The following is a 16,003-nucleotide window of genomic DNA, read 5'->3' as shown; positions in this document are numbered from 1 at the left end:
CTTTGAGGGTTCTTCCTACCGGGTAGACCGGATGCGGTCAACTTGTCCAATGGTCTGATTCGTTATCCATTGCTCACCGTAGTTGATCCCTGGGCGGATTGTCTGCGATGCCCGGCTGAGAAGATGCTGTGAATCCCGCCGCACCGGGAGGAGATCCGCGCATCCGGGACGTTGTACGGATCAAGAGAGGTGAGAAGGAATGACACAGGCATTCACGCAGCAGACCACGTTCACCGAGCCCCAGGGGCGGGCTCAGCTCCCGACGATGCCCAGTGGGTGGCCGATCGGCTCGTACGAGTCGTACTCCGAAGCGCAGCGTGCCGTCGACCACCTCGCGGGAACGGACTTCCCGATCACGGACGTCACGATCGTCGGTGTCGAGCCGGTCCTGGTCGAGCGGATCGCCGGACGGATGGGCTGGAGCAAGGTGCTGACCAGCTCGGCGCTGTCGGGCGCGATGTTCGGTATGTTCCTCGGCCTCGTGCTGAGCCTGCTGAACCCGGGCGCCGGGCTGGTGCCGATCCTCGTCGGCCTAGTCGGCGGTATCGGGTTCAACCTGCTGTTCGGCGCGCTGGGATACGCGGCTTCGAAGAACAAGCGCGGGTTCATCTCGCAGAGCCAGCTGGTCGCCCGGCGTTACGACGTCCTGGCCCAGCCGCGCAACGCCGAGAAGGGCCGCGCCCTGCTGGCCGACCTGGCCGCCAGGAGCGCGTTCAACCACTGAGCCTCACCCCACGCGAGCCGGCACCTCAGCACGAGGTGCCGGCTCGTGGCTTTACGGGGTCAGGCGGTGCAGGTCACGCGGGAACAGCGTCGCCTGGCGGACGTTGGGCAGCCCGAGCAGCCGGGCCGTCCAGCGTTCGAGACCGAGCGCGAACCCGCCGTGCGGCGGCATCCCATACGCGAAAACCGCCAGGTAGTCCTGGTACGGCTCGGCGGACTCACCGCGCGCCGCCAGCGCGGCGACATAGTCCGCGTGCCGATGCAGCCGCTGCCCGCCGGTCACCAGTTCCAGCCCACGGAAAAGCAGGTCGAAACTGTTGGAGTACTCGGGCCGCGCCGGGTCCGGATGCGTGTAGAACGGCCGCTTCACCATCGGATAGCCGGTGACGAACAGGAATTCCGATCCGTGTTCGCGCAGCGCCCACTCCGAAAGCAGCCGCTCGTGCGCGGGCGCGAGGTCGGGCTCGCCACAAGGGTCCTCGCCCGGCAGCCATGCGATCAGCTCCTGGGCTTCCGCGAAGTGGATCTCCGGAATCTCCTCCGGCACCACGACTTCCGCCTGCGGAACCGCGGCGGCCATCCCGGCGATGGCCTCCCGCAGCACCGTCATGACGTCGTGGTGGTCGTCGATGAAACCGAGTTCGGCGTCGAGGCTGGTGTACTGCGCCAGATGCCGCGCGGTGTCGTGCGGTTCGGCGCGGAAGACCGGGCCGACCTCGTAGACCCGTTCGAAGACCCCGACCAGGGCCTGCTTGTAGAACTGGGGCGACTGCGCCAGAAAGGCCCGTTCGCCGAAGTAGTCGATACCGAAGACGTTCGCGCCGGATTCCGTGGCCGACGAAACGATCTTGGGCGTATGGGTTTCGGTGAACCCGAGTCCGTCCAGTACCGACCGGAACCCGGCGACGCTCGCCGCCGCGACCGTGAAAGCCTCCTTCAGCCGCGGATGCCGCAGCGCGACGGCGGCGTTGTCCAGTACCGTGGGCAACGCCGCCGGGACCGAGGGCCGGTAGAGGTCGAACGGCGGTGGTTCGGCCGGTTCGGAAAGCAGCCTGACGGACGGCTCCGTGAGTTCGACGCCGCCCGGCGCCTGCGGATTCGCGGTGACGAGCCCCTCGACCTCGACGACGGTTTCCTCGGGCGGGCCACCGGATTCGGCGAGGACCACCTGGACGAGTCCGGAACGGTCCCGGATCACCAGGAAGGTGACGGTTTTCAGGCGGCGCCGGCGGTGCACCCAGCCGGCGATGCGGACACGGCCGCCGACGTGCCGGGGCAGGTCGGCGGCGAGGACACGCGAGATCATCACAACTCCTGTACGGATGTGCGCGACCCCTTGGGAGTGCGGGCGAGAAGGGAACTCGCGGTACCACCGCACTTTCGCCGCCGCCAGGGAACGGCGGCCTCGAAGGCCCGTGACGAGGGCCGGACGGCGGGGCATGGGGCGCGGACGCCGTTCCTCCCCGCACTCGGGAGGGTCTTCACCGAAGGCACGAGGCCGCCTTCCCAGCTACCGGCGGCTCTCTGGGGCTCGCGTGGTCCCTCGGCTACTCGTCTCCGTCGACGCGTTGCCCCGGAGGTTACGTCTCCCGGGGTCTCCCCCGCATCCGCATTTCGGGTGGAGGCGGCCCCCGGCGTCCGCCTCCACCCGGGCCACCTAGCGCGTCGGCTGGGTGGAGTTCGACGGCGGTGCCACCGAGGTGGACGACGGCGGAGCGGCCTGAGAAGTCGGCGGCACCGGCACGGCCTTGGGGATCGCCGCGCTGAAGGGCACGTCCGTCCTTTCCAGACAGTAACCGTGCGAACCGTTGTAGCCGTCGAGGTTTCCTTCGCTGTCCCGGACTCCTCGCTCGACCCGCGGACGCGGGTAGCGGTTGTCGTCGCCGGCCTTCCGCTTCTCGCCCGTGCTGCGCTCACAGGCGTACCTGGTCGTGCTGAGCGGACGGCCGTCCTCGTCGTAGAGGTAGATCTCGGTCAGCGGTTTGCCCTCGGCGTCGAACGCGTAGATGTTCTCCACCTCCTGGCTGCCGTACATCAACTGCGGATTGCCATAGTTGTCGTTGTAGTTGGGCGTGTAACCGCTGTTGTAGGAGCCGCCACCGTAGGACCGCTTCGCAATCAGGTCGACCGCCGCGCCCGCACCGCCGAGCATGCTGCCGACGACGAACGCCGAAATCGGCACGGCCAGCCACAGCAGCCGCCGGTCGGTCTTCAGCTTCGAGCCTGCCCAGACCACCGCCACGGCCGCCAACAGCATCAGCGGCATGAGCAGCACGGCTTCGGTGTCGCGGAGCACGAGCAACAAGCCGAAGATGACCAGTACCGCCGCGCACAGTAGCCACCACGCCGGCTTGAGCATGCGGAAGTAGGCGAGCCCCTTGCTGTTCCGGTCGTTCTGGAACGAGTTCGCGATCTCGCGGAGCTTGGCCACTTCAGGCAGTTCCGCGATGGGGGCGACGCCGTTGCGGACCACGTAGGCGACGCTGATCGCGAGCACGGGCGCGACGAAAAGCAGGCCCAGCAACGGATCCACCCGGACCCACACCGCGGCCGCGAAGCCGAACAACGCGAAGCCGCAGACCGAGAACAGCAGGCCCCAGAACGCGAACCGCGCTCCGCCGATCCCGGTCTTCGCCTTCAGCACGGTGGTTTTGCCGCCCGCGTCGGGCGGACGCGGCGGGTAGCCACCGGACGCCCGCAGCTCGGCGGCGTAGCTCTCCGGGCTGCCAAGACGCTCGATCAAGGCTTCGACCTTGGGATTGTCCCCCAGTTCCGCCTCCATCTCGGCGAGATGAGGCCGGACGTCTTCAAGGATCTCCTCGACTTCACTCTCCGGCAGGTCGGCGAGCGCGCTCCTGACCCTCGCCAGATACACCCGCACGGCGGTCGGATTCTGCGTGCTCATACTGCCTCTCCCAACAGGCTGTTCATCGTCGTGGCGAAAGTGCGCCAGGTCTGCCCCGACTCTTCGAGCCGCTGGCGACCCGGCTCGTTGAGGCTGTAGTACTTGCGGTGCGGGCCTTCCTCGCTCGGCACCACATAGGACGTCAGCAGGCCTGCCTTGTACAGGCGCCGAAGAGTCCCGTACACCGAAGCGTCACCCACTTCCTGCAACCCCGCGATGCGAAGTCTTCGGAGCACGTCGTAGCCGTAGCCGTCCTCTCCGCGAAGCACCGCGAGAACGGCGAGGTCCAGCACGCCTTTTAGTAGCTGACTGATCTCCACAGTCGCGTCCCTCCCAGTCTTACGCAACAGAAGGTACCACGCATTGCACAGTAGTGCGCACGGCGGAGGCGACTTGCGTCGAAGGGGTGGTTCATGGGTTACTTAGTCCAGTAATGAACCACCGCACCAATGAGGTGCTCGAAGACTGGGGACGGAGGTGTCGTGCTCGACGAAGGAACACCCCTGTTCGTGCAGATCGCCGAACAGATCGCCGACGACATCGCCGAGGGAAGCCTGGCCGAGGGGGAACGCGTGCCGTCAACCAACGAACTCGCCGCCTTCTACCGGATCAATCCGGCGACGGCGGCCAAGGGGATCAACGTGCTCGCCGATGACGGCCTGCTCGAGAAGCGGCGCGGTATCGGCATGTTCGTCGCCGCCGGGGCGCGGCAGAAGCTGCTCACCGACCGGCGGCAACGGTTCGCCGAGCAGTACCTCGACCCGATGCTCAGCGAAGCGCGACGCCTCGGCATCGACGACGAAACCCTGATCTCGCTCATCCGCGGGAACGGACACCGGAACGGAGGACCCGCCGCATGACGCCGACCATTTCGACCACCGGCCTGACCCGGCGCTACGGCGACCATCTCGCGCTCGGCGATGTCTCGGTCGACATCGAAGAAGGCAAGATCACCGGCCTGCTGGGCCGCAACGGCGCGGGCAAGAGCACCTTCCTGCGCATCGTCACCGCGCAGGAGTTCGCCACCGCGGGCTCGGTCCGCGTGTTCGGCGAGAGCCCGGTGGAAAACGAGCGGGTGCTGAAGCGCCTGGTGCTCGTCCGCGAAGACCAGCAGTTCCCGGATTTCAAGGTGCGGCACGCGCTTTCGGCCGCGTCGTGGTTCTATCCGAACTGGGACGCGGAACTCGCCGACACGCTGCTCCGCGATTTCGACCTGCCGACGAAGCGCCCGATCAAGAAGCTCTCGCGAGGGATGCGCTCGGCGCTGTCCATCACGATCGGACTCGCGGCGCGAGCGGAACTCACGCTGCTCGACGAGCCGTACGCGGGTCTCGACGCCGTCGCGCGCCAACTGTTCTACGACCGGTTGCTCGACGACTACTCGGCCCATCCGCGCACGATCCTGCTCTCCACGCACCTGATCGACGAAGTGGCCGATCTGCTGGAGCACGTGGTGATGATCGACAAGGGCCGCGTCGTCCTCGACGCGGCGGCCGACGAACTGCGCGGCTCGGCCGTCACGGTCTCGGGTCCCGCCCTCGCGGTGGACGACTTCGTCACCGGGCGCCGGGTGTTGCACCGCCGCAAGATCGGTTCGCGGGCTTCGGTCACCGTCGCCGACGCGCTCGACGCCGCTTCGAAGGCGAAGGCGACGGCCCTGCACCTGAAACTCGAGCCGCTTTCCTTGCAGCAACTGATGGTGCACACCTCCAACGGACAGGCCGCAGAGGAGGCGTCCGCATGAACACCCTGGTCAACGTCGCGCGCTACCACCTGGTGGACCGGCTCCAGTTCCTGGTCCTCCCGGTCGGCGTCACGTTCTTCGCGTTCCTGGTGAATCTCACCATCTTCGCGGTGATCCCCGAGACACCCGAGGAGAACTACTCCGGCGGCCTGTTCACGCTGTACGTGTTCATGTTCGTCTGCGGTGCCTTGAGCATGACGAAGTCGCTGCCGTTCGGGCTCGCGCTGGGCGTGTCGAGGCGGTCGTACTATCTGGGCACGATCCTCCTGGTCGCCGGGCTGTCCGCGCTGTACGCGGTGGGGATCGTCGTGTTCCAGGCGATCGAGAACGCGACCGGCGGCTGGGGACTCGGCCTCAACTACTTCCGGGTGCCCTGGCTGCTCGACGGTTCCTGGTACCTGACCCTGCTCACGTCGTTCGTGCTGCTGACGCTGATGTTCGTCTACGGCATGTGGTACGGCCTGATCTACCGGCGCGCCGCGGTCCTGGGCGTGACCCTGTTCACCGCCGCGCAGGTCCTGATACTGGTAGGCGGGGTGCTGCTGCTCAGCTGGACCGATTCCTGGCCGAAACTCGGCACGTTCTTCAGCACGCTGACCGTCGGCGGCGTGACCGGGGTGATCGCGCTGCTGGTCTGCCTCGCCGGGGCGGGCGGGTTCGCGACGATGCGCCGCGTCACCGTCTGAAGTCCTTCAACACCAAGGAGTTCCGTAATGGCCGTGACTCATGTGGTGCTGTCGGTGCTGCTGGCCGCGATCTTCGCCGTACTGGGGGTGGCGAAGGTCCTGCGTCAGCCGGCGTTGGTCTCCCGGACCGAGAGGCTCGGCTTCTCGGTCCGGGCGATCCAGGGGATCGGCGCGCTCGAACTCGCGGGGGCGGCGGGTCTGGTGGCCGGGTTCTTCTGGCGGCCGCTCGGGGTCGCGGCGGCGATCGGCCTGGTGGCGTTGCTGATCGGGGCGGTGGTCTCGCACGTGCGGGCGGGCGACGGGATCAAGGACGTCGCCCCGCCGGTCTGGCTCGCGCTGGTCTCGGCGGCGGCCGCCGTCACCGCGATCATTGCTTAGACCGTAAGGGTTTCCCGGGTCCGTTCGCGAATGCGTCCGACCACAATGGACCGCCGCCAGGCTCGCGTGACCTCCACCAGCCACGCCGCTTCGGTGGCGATGTCCGGCTCGTCGAGGTAGGTCGCCGGAACGTCGTCGGGGGCGTACCGGCGGCCCGCCTCGGCGGCGACGAGCGCGGCGGCCAAGGCCGCGGCCTCGATCGTCGCGGCGATCCGGGCTTCGGGGACCTTCGCCTCGCGTGCTTCGGCTTCCGCGACCGGCGGGACGTCCGGATCGAAGTAGGGCCGCAGCGCGAGATGGCCGTCCCGGATCTCGATGACCCTGCGGTACAAGGCGAATTCGACGCCACCCGGCATACCGGGGCCTGGATCCAGCGCGATTCCCGGGACGGCTTCGCGCAGCGCGGCCCACAGCGGTTCGATCCGGCGATACGTCCGGTACGCGCCGATCAGCCGGAACGGCGTGGCCAGCGCGGGCCCCCACACGCTGAGCGTCGCGCCCGCCCCGGCGAGCCCGACGCTCAGCGCCGCCAGGATCGCCGAGAACGTGTCCTCACCGGCGTCGACCGCACCGGTGGTGGCGAGGATGCAGATGTCGTCGACGTCCCAGAATGTCCAGCCCAGCGCGGAAACCCCGCCACCGACGAGCAGCCACAGCCCGATGCGAAGCGGGCCGGGATCGGCATGACGCGCGAAACGGGCGAAGACGATGGAGAAGGTCAGCAGGCTGATCAGGCCGTAGACGAGGAAAAGGACGTTGTACGCGACGAACAAGCCGAGCCTGCCCGGACCGGCTGCGGTGTGGTCGCCTACCCGGTAGCTGTCGGACAGGAAGAAGAGCGCGGTTTCGGCAACCACCACGGCCCAGGAAAGCACCGCGTGCCACCCGATCCGCTTGCCCTCCCCCAGTTTCAGCGAACGCGCGAACGCGACCGCGAACGCCATCGCGCCGATCTTGAGCAGGTCCGCCCCGAGGTTCAGGAGGCTGCCCATGGGTTCTTCCACGCCGACGGCGTTCTCCATGGCCGGGGTGAGCAGCATGATGCCGCCCGCGATGCACATCCCGAAGGCGGAGAGGAACCACATCCGCCGCGCCGGCTGGGTGTGGCGGGCCTGGATCAGTTTGTAGCCGAAGCCCGCGAAAGCCACCACGCAGCAGAGGTACGCGATGGTTTCGGTCACGGCAGGCGCCGTTTCCGGCTGCCGAAGAGGTCGTCGACCCTCGCCATCCCGCCGGCGAGATCGCTCCCGCTCTCGTCGGGACGCGCGGCGCCGCGCATCACGGTCCGCGCGACACGGTGCGCGAGGAGGCTGGCGAGCAGTTCGGCCTCCTGCTCCTCGACGGCGCTGTAGCTCGTGCGGCCGAGGACACGGCGGACGAGTTCGGGTGACAGGTTCGGCATGAGGGTCTTTCCCGCGGCGGCGTCGAGCACGATCCCGTCGGCCCCGGCGTCCGAGCCGACGTGGCCGCACAAGAGGTGGCCGACCTCGTGCAGCAGGATGTGCCGCCGGTGCAGCGCGGTGGTGTTGGTCGGATACAGGATGTAGTCCGCGCGTTCCGTGCTCATCAGCAGCCCGCACGGGCCGCTGGAAGGAACGCTGACCTGCATCAATTCGATGGGGCGGCCGCGTTCGGCCGCCAGGTCCGCGACGAAGGACTCGGCGTCGAAGGGTTCGGGAAGGGTGACGCCGTCGGCGAGACTCCGGCAGCGGCGCCACAACTCCTTACGACGGCGGTCCACTCACGACTCCTTCTTCGGGCCGCCCCGTCCGGATTCCCTGCGGGCGATCGCGTCGATCATGTCGCTGATGGTGTCGAGTCCGTCGGGGGAAAGCGTTACGGCCCGCAGCGCGACGTCGCGGACACCGGCGTCGCGAAGGGCGCCGAGGAGCGCGAGTTCCTCGGCGATCTTGGCGCTCTGCTCGTCGTCGAAGAAGTACGCGGGCGAGACGCCGAAGAACTGCGCGAGCGCCTCGAGATGGCGTTTCGTCGGATTGTCGCGACGCCCCGTGCGCAATTGCCACAGGTACGTCGTCGAGAAGCTCTCGCCGGTCGCCTCGCGGCAGGCCTTGGCGACCTCCTCGTGGCTGTACGGCTCGCGATCGGGTCTCAGCACGATCTGGAACAGCTTGTCGATCTTCTCGGCGAGCGTCGTCTTACCGGGCTCGGTCGCGGCCACCATCCCACTCCCTACATGTCGTGCCCGTTCATGCTAGTTGACGCGACGCCCACGGCGTACACGACAGTTTTCACCTCGCGCGCGGCTTCGGCTGGCATCGCGGGCAGGAGAACGACGACCGGTTCATGAAGGGGTCGCGCCGGATGGCCGTCCCGCACCGGCCACAGGGCAGTCCTTCCTGGCCGTAGGCGTCGAGTGACCTGTCGAAGTAGCCGGACTCGCCGTTGATGTTGACGTAAAGCGCGTCGAACGACGTCCCGCCGGCGACCAGCGCCTCGGCCATCACGTCGCTGGCGGCGGTGAGCACGGCGCGGCCATGGGCGGCGGTGAGCCTGTCGGTCGGGCGGGCCCAGTGGAGCTTGGACCGCCAGAGCGCCTCGTCGGCGTAGATGTTGCCGATCCCGGAGACGAGGGTCTGGTCGAGCAGGGCGCGTTTGAGCTCGGTCCGCCTCGACCGCAGCGCGCGGACGGCCTGATCGAGGTCGAACCGCGGATCCATCGGGTCGCGGGCGATATGCGCGATGGTGCCCGGCAAGGCCGTCCCATCGACTTCGGTGAGTTCCGCGAGCGCGAGCCCTCCGAAGGTCCGCTGGTCGACGAAGCGCAACTCCGGCCCGTTGTCGGCGAAGCGGAACCGCACGCGAAGGTGCTTCTCGTCGGGTGCGCCCTCGGGCTGGACGAGCATCTGACCGCTCATGCCGAGGTGCGCGAGCATGGCCTGGCCGTCGGAGAGCTCCAGCCAGAGATACTTGCCGCGTCGGCGGGCGGCGGTGATCTTCACCCCGGAAAGCCGTCCGCCGAAGTCCTCGGCGCCGAGTTCGTGGCGGCGGATCGCGCGGGCGTGGAGAACTTCGACCTCGGTGATCGTCCGGCCGGAGACATGCGCCTCGAGCCCGGCACGGACCACCTCGACCTCGGGGAGTTCGGGCATGCCGTCGATTCTCCCATCGGCCCTCGTATCACCTCGTGAGTGGCTCGTGGGTTCGGTCCGTGAAGGCCTCCTTACCTACCCTGAAGGTAGGGAAGGAGGCCTTCGCTACCTTCGCCGCCGCCACGGTCGCCACCGCGGCGCGTAAAGCGGGCGAGGTACCGGTATGGAGCGGGGTCAGGGGGCGAGCGGCCCGACATCCGCCTTCGTCAGAGCCTTCCGCGCCCCGCCCGGCAGCAGCTCGTCGGCCCCGACGTCGTACTTCCCGGATCGCTTCTGCAGATCGAAATCCGTGCCCGCGTACGGGTAGGAACCGACACCGGCGTCGACCGCGGGGCTCCCGGACGACAGGCGGTACAACCCGTCCCGCACCAGCTTCGGGTCGACCGACCGGTACCCGGACGGCATCCCCGCCGGCCCGCCCCAGGCGATGTTCCCCTCGTACTTCACGACCGAACCGCCCGGCATGGTCACGAGCTTTCCCGTCCCCTGCAGGACGTTGTTCGCGAGCACGCAGTCCTTGGGTTTGAAGTCACCGCCGTCGCCGTGGACGACGTCCGTGGTCCCGACGACGGTGTTGTACGCGACCACGACCCGGTCGGGCCGGTCGTGGAGTTTGCTGTCCGGTCCGCTGTCCGCCTCGTTGCCCGAGCCGAAGACGATCCCGCGGTTCGCCGTGGTGTGCACGTAGTTGTTGACGATCTTGTGGTCGTTGCCGTGGAAGCGGATCCCGGACCGGCCCAGCAGGATGTTCCCCTCCACCACGCTGCGATCGCCGTGGCGCAGCACGAGGAAACCGCGGCTGTCGCGGATCGTGTTGTACCGGATGACGTTGTCCGACGACTTCACGGAAATCGCCTCGGAATCCCCGTCGGCCTTCTCGAACAGGTTGTACTCGACGATCCCGCCCGCCTTGTACTTCTGGTGGTGGCTCAGCCCGAACCGGATCGACTCGCCACCGTTCGCACCGGTGAACCCGTGGTTGGAGAAGTGGTTGTGGTGCACATGCACCCGCTTCGCCATGTCCTTCGCCGGGCCGAGCACCTGGAGGAAGACACCTTGGGTGGTGCGGTTCTGCAGCACGTTGTGGTCGAACTCGGTGTCGTCGCCGTTGAGGGTGACCCAGTTGCCGCCGCCGGTGAGCTGGACGTCGAGCCTGGTCAGCCGGTTGTGCGTGCTGCCCACCGGCACGCTCAGCGATCCACCGTGCCGGAGCTTGAACCCGCGCAGCACGACATGCGAGGCCCCGGAGGAGAACGAGAACCCCATCGATCCCTTGATCTCGGCCTTGCCGACGTGTTCCGCGGTGATCGTGATCGGCGCGTTCGCCGTCCCCGACCGTTTGATCGCGATGGCCGAACCCGCCGAATAGCTGCCGTCGGCCAGCCGGATCTCGTCGCCGGGAGCGGCCTTGTCGATCGCGGACTGCAACGCGCTCAGCGACGTCACCCGGACGACCTGAGCACCCGAAGCAGTGGCAGGACCTGTCACCAGCGCCAAAGCCGTCGCTGTGACAAGGCAGAGAACACGCATCCGCCGACCTCTCGACGGGCGACCTGAACGGTCGCGTCAGTGGCGGCGGACTGCGATGACGTTACTGATTCACCGGCTCGTGCGTCAACGAACCGTCCCGCTGAGGAGGACTCAGGTCGTCTTCGGCGGCTGGTCGACGTCGAGCTCGGCCGAAAGCTGTCGCCAGGCCGTCTCGGCGGCCTTCTGCTCGGCTTCCTTCTTGGTCGTTCCCGAGCCGTAGCCGAGTTCACGCCCGCCGACGAGGACGGTGGCGCTGAACTCCTTGCGGTGATCGGGCCCGGTGTCCTCGACCTTGTACTCGGGCACGCCGAGCCCGGCCGACGCCGTCAGCTCCTGGAGGCTGGTCTTCCAGTCCAGGCCGGCGCCACGCAGCGGCGCCTCGGCGAGCAGGTCGTCGAACAGGTGGTGCACGAGCTTGCGCGCGACGTCGATGCCGTGCTGCTGGTACGCGGCGCCGATGACGGCTTCGAGCCCGTCGGCGAGGATGCTCGCCTTGTCCCGGCCGCCGGTGAGCTCTTCGCCCTTGCCCAGCAACAGGTGCTTGCCCAGCCCGCCCTCACCGAGGCCGCGCGCGACCCTGGCCAGCGCGTGCATGTTGACCACGCTGGCCCGGAGCTTCGCGAGCTGTCCCTCGGCCAGTTCGGGATGGGTGTTGTAGAGGTGGTCGGTGACGACCAGGCCCAGCACCGCGTCGCCGAGGAACTCCAAACGCTCGTTCGGCGGCAACCCACCGTTCTCATAGGCATAAGAACGGTGGGTCAGCGACAGCGTCAGCAGCTCGGGTTCGATCGTGATCCCGAGAGCTTCGAGCAGTGGTGCGGGGTCCGCGGGTGGTCCACCGGCAGATTTGCCCCCCATGTCGTCAGCTGCCGATCAGGCGGGCTCGACGACCTGGCGACCGTTGTGCTGGCCGCAGGCCGGGCACGCGATGTGCTGGAGCTTCGGCTGCTTGCAGGCGCGGTTGGAGCAGGGCACCAGCTGAACCGGAGCCGCCTTCCACTGGCTGCGGCGCGCGCGGGTGTTGGATCGCGACATCTTCCGCTTCGGGACGGCCACGAGTAGATCTCCTTCAGACGGTCTGCCCGCGGTCGCGAGCGAACTTGCTTCTCCGGAACGAGCTGGTGCTCGTCAGGCTTGCTTTCCGGGGCCATCGGCCTGGTCATCGCCCGTTTCGTCATCGAAACGATCGACCAGCGCGGCCCACCGAGGGTCTATCTTCTCATGCCCGTGCCCGGGCTCGAGATCGGCCCACTTGACACCGCATTCGGTGCACAGTCCCCGGCAGTCCTCGGCGCACAGCGGGGCCAGCGGCAGTGCCAGCACCACCGCGTCACGGACCGTCGGCTCGAGGTCGATCCGGTCGTCCACCAGGCGCGGGATCTCGTCCTCGTCGGTGGTCTCCTCGGTCGCGGAGCCGGGGTAGGCGAAGAGCTCGGTCAGGTCGACCTCGACGTCCTCGGTGATCGGGTCGAGGCACCGCGAGCAGTGCCCCGTCGCGACGGCGGACGCCGTGCCGCTGACGAGCACACCCTCGACGACGGACTCGAGCATCAGGTCGAGTCCGAGGGTGGAACCGGCGTCGATGGTGATGACGTCGGGCACACCGAGCGCGGTCTCGACGGGGATCGACCGTTGGACGGCCTTGCTCAGGCCGGCGTGACGGCCGAGTTCGCGGGTGTCGAGCACCCACGGGTTCCGGTCGTCCAGTTGCGCAGGCCTGGCCTGCGGCGACTTGTTCTCAGACATCGGTCACCAGGGTACGCAGGTACCGCCACTCACTTTCGGGCGGCCGGAGCTCGGAAGTGCCGTGAAGGCCTCCTTACCTACCCTCAAGGTAAGGAAGGAGGCCTTCACCACCTCCGTTGCCAAATGAACCAGCAGCGCGGCGCGGTGCGGTGGCGAAAGTTCGTCGAGCGCCGCCGCTGGCATGGGCGATGAACAGCTGTCGAACTGGTGTCGCAGGGTTCCCGAGCCGGCTCTAGCGCGTGGAGGGGGCCTTCATGTACTTGAGCGATCAGGACTGGTAGTCGTACAGCGACGTCCGGCTGTTGCCCGGCAGGTTGACCGGGGACCGCAGGTGGTTGCGCCCGGAGTCGACCGTCCGCAGCGTGGTCGCCAGCAGTTCGGAGAACTCGGCAAGCTTCCCGTCGACGTAGGCGTCGCAGTCGCCGCGCTGCTTGTCGGCCTCGACGTGCGCCTCGTCGACGATGCGGGCCGCCTCGCCGTGCGCGGCCTGGACGACCTCGGTCTGGGCGACGAGCCGGGCCTGTTCGGCGCGGCCGTCCTCGATGGCGCGCTCGTAGGCGTCTCGGCCCGCCTGGATCATCCGCTCCGACTCCGCGCGGGAGCGGTCGGTGAGGTTCTGGAACTCGGCCTGCCCGGCGGCGACCATGCGCTCGGCCTCGGCGTGCGCGTCGCTCATCATCTGCTCGGCGCGGGCGCGGGCGTCGGCGAGGATGCGCTCGGCCTCGGCCTGCGCGTCGGCGACCGTGCGGTCGGCCTCGGTGTTCGCCGTGGTGATCGTCTCCGCCGCTTCGGTGCGGGCGGTCTGGATCAGCTGATCACGTTTGTCCAGGACGTCCTGGGCGTCGTCCACCTCGCCCGGCAGCGCGTCGCGGATGTCGTCGAGCAGTTCCAGGGTGTCCCCACGCGGGACGACACAACTGGAGGTCATCGGCACGCCGCGGGCTTCCTCCACGATGGTGACGAGCTCGTCGAGCGCCTCGAAAACCCGGTACACGGCCCACTCCCTACCTACTGCTACAGCGATCCCCACATTCCCTGAGATCAGTTTGCCCTCATCACCGCCGTAAGGGGTGAAAGCGCGCGGTACCGGGCGTGTCCCCGCCGGTACCGCGCGCCATGATCACCGGAAGGTGAAGGCCGGGTCGGTGACGAGCTTGATCAATTGCTCGTCGGTGAGCGCCGGTCCGGCGTCCGGCGAATCCCACGAACCGAGGTCGATCACGTTGACCGAACCTCCCCCCGACGGCCAGGCGATCGCGCTGCGGCCGACCACCTTCCCGGTGGAAAAGCCTTGGCCGACCACGGTCGGCTCCCCCACCTGATCCGGGTTCTTGCGCGTGGTCTCGGAGATGACCACCGGTATCCCGGCCGGGGTCACGAGCTCTTCGCACCGCGTCGGCTTCCGGTCGGGCCCGATGGCATCGGCCCTCTTCCCCAGATCGCAGCGGCCTTCGCGGGGATAGCCCTCCTTTGTGGTCACCGGACCGCTGATGGTCAGGTTGAGCTGCCGTTTCACCCCGGCGGCGTCGGTGTACCTGACCTCCGATGTCATCAGGTCCCAGTCGTTCACCTGCACGAAGTCACGGACGTCGATGTCCTTGGCGTCGACCAGGATGCCCGGCAGCACTTCCTTCAGATGCCGGAGATCACGCGCCTTCTGCTCCGCCCGGCTGAGCGGCGCTGCGGCCGGCGCCACTTCCACCGGCTCGTTCGCCGGTGCCACGAACACCACCGCCGCCGCGATCACCGCCAGCGTCGCGGCCCCGGTGGCGAGGATCCCTCGCCGATTCCGCGCCTTCTTCGCCGCCGTCCCGGCGACCTCGTCCGGGTCGAAACCGAGCGGGGGCTCGGCCAATGTGATCCCGCGCAGCCTGTTTTCGAGTTCGTCCATCACGCGCTCCTCCCGGAGACAGCCTCGTCGTGCTGTCCCTGCAGGGCCGCGCGGAGGACTTCGAGTCCTCGCGCGGCCTGGCTCCTGACCGTTCCTTCCGAACAGCGCAGCGCGACGGCGACCTCCGCGACCGGGAGATCGGCGCAGTAGCGCAGCACGACGGCGGCGCGCTGTTTCGGGGGAACTTCGGCGAGGGCGCGAAGCAGCGAATCCGAGATCCCGGTATCAGCCGGGACGGCGGGCTCTTCGGGGACGACGCCGTCGCGGTTCTCTCTGCTCCGCCATGGTCGTCGCCGCTCGTCGAGCCAGCAGCGCATCAGAATCTGCCTCGTGTAGTTGTCGACGGGCCCTTTCCGGCGGACCTTCGGCCAGACCCGGTAGAGCTTGACGAGCGCGGTTTGGACCAGATCCTCCGCGAGATGCCAGTCGCCGCAGAGCAGATACGCCGTCCGCCTGAGCGGTAGCGCCTTGTCCCTGGCGAACTCCCTGAAGCTCGCGTCATCCCCAGACCGCATCGTGCCTCCTCGTCCGTGTTCCGGTGTATCTCACGGACGGGGAGGCACGAAATGTTGCACGGGGGCGGATCAGCCGGCGAGGTTCACCAGTTTGAAGGTCGCGTAGCGGTCCGGCGTATAGACGATCTCACCGCCCTTGCCGGAGATCACGCGGTCGCTCGTGCCCACCGGGAACAGCTGGTAGTAGCCGGAAGCGCACGACGGCAGGACACCTTCGCGGTTCTCGTAGACCGTGCCGGTCGCGCCGCCGCGAGCCTTGTCCACCACGGACTTCGCCGCGGAGGACAGCGTCGAGTAGCCGATCTTCGTCAGCTTCGAGGTGTCGCCGCAGGACGGCGCCGGGGTGCCGTCGGCGTCGATCACGGAGAAGGTCTTGTAGTGGTCGGCGGTGTAGAAGTGCTCACCGGCGTTACCGGTGACGATGCGGCGCGCACCGCGATCGGGCGAGCCCGGTGTCGGGACCGTGTACTCGCGGTAGTAGCCCGACGCGCACTTCGGGAGGATGTTCTCGCGGTTGGAGAAGACCGTGCCGTCCTTGTCCGGGTACGGGAACGGGCCACCCTTCTGGATGAGGTCGTAGGTCGTCGTCGCCTCGGCGGGCAGCGACGACAGCGACACGTGCTTGAACCCGGTGAGATCCCCGCACGGGTTCTGCTGGACCGAGACGGGGGCGGCCGTGGCCTGCGCGGCACTCAGCCCGCCGAAGAACGTGACAAGCAGAACGAGCAGCGCGGCGGCGATCCGCGATCGTTTGTTGGTCATTTTCGGACCGTAA

The 16,003-nt window shown here is 68.1% G+C and carries 20 protein-coding genes; 5 read left to right on the top strand and 15 right to left on the bottom strand.

The features are described 5' to 3' along the window. The first annotated feature begins 199 nt into the window (after window positions 1-199). The gene (locus AC069I_RS11065) at window positions 200-724 is read left to right on the top strand and encodes a YflT domain-containing protein (protein WP_034323444.1); all 525 of its coding nucleotides are present in this window, start codon (window positions 200-202) and stop codon (window positions 722-724) included. Between the two features lie 51 nt (window positions 725-775). On the opposite strand, the gene aspS is transcribed toward AC069I_RS11065, so the two are convergent. The 3 genes from aspS to AC069I_RS11050 form a co-directional block, all read right to left on the bottom strand. Then, window positions 776-2,029: an aspartate--tRNA(Asn) ligase gene (aspS, locus tag AC069I_RS11060; RefSeq protein ID WP_478265308.1), complete on the bottom strand. Its 1,254-nt coding sequence runs from the start codon at window positions 2,027-2,029 to the stop codon at window positions 776-778. 351 nt (window positions 2,030-2,380) lie between these two features. After that, on the bottom strand, window positions 2,381-3,628 hold the full coding sequence (locus AC069I_RS11055; protein WP_478265307.1) for a DUF1700 domain-containing protein: 1,248 nt from the start codon (window positions 3,626-3,628) through the stop codon (window positions 2,381-2,383). Continuing rightward, window positions 3,625-3,948, bottom strand: a complete 324-nt coding sequence (locus AC069I_RS11050) for a PadR family transcriptional regulator (protein WP_478225715.1) — start codon at window positions 3,946-3,948, stop codon at window positions 3,625-3,627. The genes AC069I_RS11055 and AC069I_RS11050 overlap by 4 nt, the downstream gene beginning before the upstream one ends. Before the next feature lie 162 nt (window positions 3,949-4,110). On the opposite strand from AC069I_RS11050, the gene AC069I_RS11045 reads away from it, so the two are divergent. Genes AC069I_RS11045 through AC069I_RS11030 form a run of 4 tightly spaced genes read left to right on the top strand, consistent with a single transcriptional unit; the run spans window position 4,111 to window position 6,436 of the window. After that, window positions 4,111-4,488, top strand: a complete 378-nt coding sequence (locus tag AC069I_RS11045; protein ID WP_034323460.1) for a GntR family transcriptional regulator — start codon at window positions 4,111-4,113, stop codon at window positions 4,486-4,488. Beyond that, the gene (locus AC069I_RS11040; RefSeq protein ID WP_478225716.1) at window positions 4,485-5,372 is read left to right on the top strand and encodes an ABC transporter ATP-binding protein; all 888 of its coding nucleotides are present in this window, start codon (window positions 4,485-4,487) and stop codon (window positions 5,370-5,372) included. The genes AC069I_RS11045 and AC069I_RS11040 overlap by 4 nt, the downstream gene beginning before the upstream one ends. Further along, complete coding sequence (locus tag AC069I_RS11035; RefSeq protein WP_340683363.1) at window positions 5,369-6,058, top strand: ABC transporter permease; 690 nt, start codon at window positions 5,369-5,371, stop codon at window positions 6,056-6,058. The genes AC069I_RS11040 and AC069I_RS11035 overlap by 4 nt, the downstream gene beginning before the upstream one ends. Window positions 6,059-6,085: 27 nt before the next feature. Next, the gene (locus AC069I_RS11030; RefSeq protein ID WP_478231562.1) at window positions 6,086-6,436 is read left to right on the top strand and encodes a DoxX family protein; all 351 of its coding nucleotides are present in this window, start codon (window positions 6,086-6,088) and stop codon (window positions 6,434-6,436) included. Here the strand turns inward: AC069I_RS11030 and AC069I_RS11025 are convergent. The 12 genes from AC069I_RS11025 to AC069I_RS10970 form a co-directional block, all read right to left on the bottom strand. Continuing rightward, window positions 6,433-7,617: an MAB_1171c family putative transporter gene (locus AC069I_RS11025; RefSeq protein WP_478265306.1), complete on the bottom strand. Its 1,185-nt coding sequence runs from the start codon at window positions 7,615-7,617 to the stop codon at window positions 6,433-6,435. The two genes, AC069I_RS11030 and AC069I_RS11025, sit on opposite strands and share 4 nt — an antisense overlap. Beyond that, window positions 7,614-8,177, bottom strand: a complete 564-nt coding sequence (locus AC069I_RS11020) for a hypothetical protein (RefSeq protein ID WP_340683366.1) — start codon at window positions 8,175-8,177, stop codon at window positions 7,614-7,616. The genes AC069I_RS11025 and AC069I_RS11020 overlap by 4 nt, the downstream gene beginning before the upstream one ends. Continuing rightward, window positions 8,178-8,618 (bottom strand): helix-turn-helix domain-containing protein, encoded by a 441-nt coding sequence (locus tag AC069I_RS11015; protein ID WP_034323476.1) that lies wholly within the window; start codon window positions 8,616-8,618, stop codon window positions 8,178-8,180. Window positions 8,619-8,685: 67 nt separating this feature from the next. Continuing rightward, the gene (mutM, locus tag AC069I_RS11010) at window positions 8,686-9,546 is read right to left on the bottom strand and encodes a bifunctional DNA-formamidopyrimidine glycosylase/DNA-(apurinic or apyrimidinic site) lyase (RefSeq protein ID WP_478225720.1); all 861 of its coding nucleotides are present in this window, start codon (window positions 9,544-9,546) and stop codon (window positions 8,686-8,688) included. 174 nt (window positions 9,547-9,720) lie between these two features. Beyond that, window positions 9,721-11,076, bottom strand: a complete 1,356-nt coding sequence (locus AC069I_RS11005) for a polysaccharide lyase 6 family protein (RefSeq protein ID WP_478265305.1) — start codon at window positions 11,074-11,076, stop codon at window positions 9,721-9,723. A gap of 111 nt (window positions 11,077-11,187) precedes the next feature. Then, window positions 11,188-11,934 (bottom strand): ribonuclease III, encoded by a 747-nt coding sequence (rnc, locus tag AC069I_RS11000; RefSeq protein ID WP_034323482.1) that lies wholly within the window; start codon window positions 11,932-11,934, stop codon window positions 11,188-11,190. Between the two features lie 15 nt (window positions 11,935-11,949). Continuing rightward, a complete protein-coding gene (gene rpmF / locus AC069I_RS10995) occupies window positions 11,950-12,132 on the bottom strand; it encodes a 50S ribosomal protein L32 (protein ID WP_005160412.1) in 183 nt (60 codons plus the stop codon). 72 nt (window positions 12,133-12,204) lie between these two features. Beyond that, a complete protein-coding gene (locus tag AC069I_RS10990) occupies window positions 12,205-12,822 on the bottom strand; it encodes a YceD family protein (RefSeq protein WP_478225722.1) in 618 nt (205 codons plus the stop codon). Window positions 12,823-13,090: 268 nt separating this feature from the next. Next, window positions 13,091-13,816: a DivIVA domain-containing protein gene (locus AC069I_RS10985; RefSeq protein ID WP_034323487.1), complete on the bottom strand. Its 726-nt coding sequence runs from the start codon at window positions 13,814-13,816 to the stop codon at window positions 13,091-13,093. A 126-nt stretch (window positions 13,817-13,942) separates the two neighbouring features. After that, the gene (locus AC069I_RS10980; protein ID WP_478265304.1) at window positions 13,943-14,713 is read right to left on the bottom strand and encodes a hypothetical protein; all 771 of its coding nucleotides are present in this window, start codon (window positions 14,711-14,713) and stop codon (window positions 13,943-13,945) included. Next, complete coding sequence (locus AC069I_RS10975) at window positions 14,713-15,228, bottom strand: RNA polymerase sigma factor (RefSeq protein ID WP_478265303.1); 516 nt, start codon at window positions 15,226-15,228, stop codon at window positions 14,713-14,715. Before AC069I_RS10975 ends, AC069I_RS10980 begins: the two co-directional genes overlap by 1 nt. A gap of 69 nt (window positions 15,229-15,297) precedes the next feature. Then, window positions 15,298-15,990 (bottom strand): ribonuclease domain-containing protein, encoded by a 693-nt coding sequence (locus tag AC069I_RS10970; protein WP_478225725.1) that lies wholly within the window; start codon window positions 15,988-15,990, stop codon window positions 15,298-15,300. Window positions 15,991-16,003 lie beyond the last annotated feature (13 nt).

Source organism: Amycolatopsis sp. NPDC043885 (assembly GCF_056435685.1).
This window is presented reverse-complemented; position numbering and strand designations above follow the sequence as displayed.

Excerpts from the sequence above, each read along its gene's own strand:
- AC069I_RS11065 (WP_034323444.1), top strand. The coding sequence starts at position 200 with ATGACACAGGCATTCACGCAGCAGACCACGTTCACCGAGCCCCAGGGG.
- aspS (WP_478265308.1), bottom strand. The coding sequence starts at position 2,029 with ATGATCTCGCGTGTCCTCGCCGCCGACCTGCCCCGGCACGTCGGCGGC.
- AC069I_RS11055 (WP_478265307.1), bottom strand. The coding sequence starts at position 3,628 with ATGAGCACGCAGAATCCGACCGCCGTGCGGGTGTATCTGGCGAGGGTC.
- AC069I_RS11040 (WP_478225716.1), top strand. The coding sequence starts at position 4,485 with ATGACGCCGACCATTTCGACCACCGGCCTGACCCGGCGCTACGGCGAC.
- AC069I_RS11035 (WP_340683363.1), top strand. The coding sequence starts at position 5,369 with ATGAACACCCTGGTCAACGTCGCGCGCTACCACCTGGTGGACCGGCTC.
- AC069I_RS11030 (WP_478231562.1), top strand. The coding sequence starts at position 6,086 with ATGGCCGTGACTCATGTGGTGCTGTCGGTGCTGCTGGCCGCGATCTTC.
- AC069I_RS11015 (WP_034323476.1), bottom strand. The coding sequence starts at position 8,618 with ATGGTGGCCGCGACCGAGCCCGGTAAGACGACGCTCGCCGAGAAGATC.
- mutM (WP_478225720.1), bottom strand. The coding sequence starts at position 9,546 with ATGCCCGAACTCCCCGAGGTCGAGGTGGTCCGTGCCGGGCTCGAGGCG.
- AC069I_RS11005 (WP_478265305.1), bottom strand. The coding sequence starts at position 11,076 with ATGCGTGTTCTCTGCCTTGTCACAGCGACGGCTTTGGCGCTGGTGACA.
- rnc (WP_034323482.1), bottom strand. The coding sequence starts at position 11,934 with ATGGGGGGCAAATCTGCCGGTGGACCACCCGCGGACCCCGCACCACTG.
- AC069I_RS10990 (WP_478225722.1), bottom strand. The coding sequence starts at position 12,822 with ATGTCTGAGAACAAGTCGCCGCAGGCCAGGCCTGCGCAACTGGACGAC.
- AC069I_RS10980 (WP_478265304.1), bottom strand. The coding sequence starts at position 14,713 with ATGGACGAACTCGAAAACAGGCTGCGCGGGATCACATTGGCCGAGCCC.
- AC069I_RS10975 (WP_478265303.1), bottom strand. The coding sequence starts at position 15,228 with ATGCGGTCTGGGGATGACGCGAGCTTCAGGGAGTTCGCCAGGGACAAG.
- AC069I_RS10970 (WP_478225725.1), bottom strand. The coding sequence starts at position 15,990 with ATGACCAACAAACGATCGCGGATCGCCGCCGCGCTGCTCGTTCTGCTT.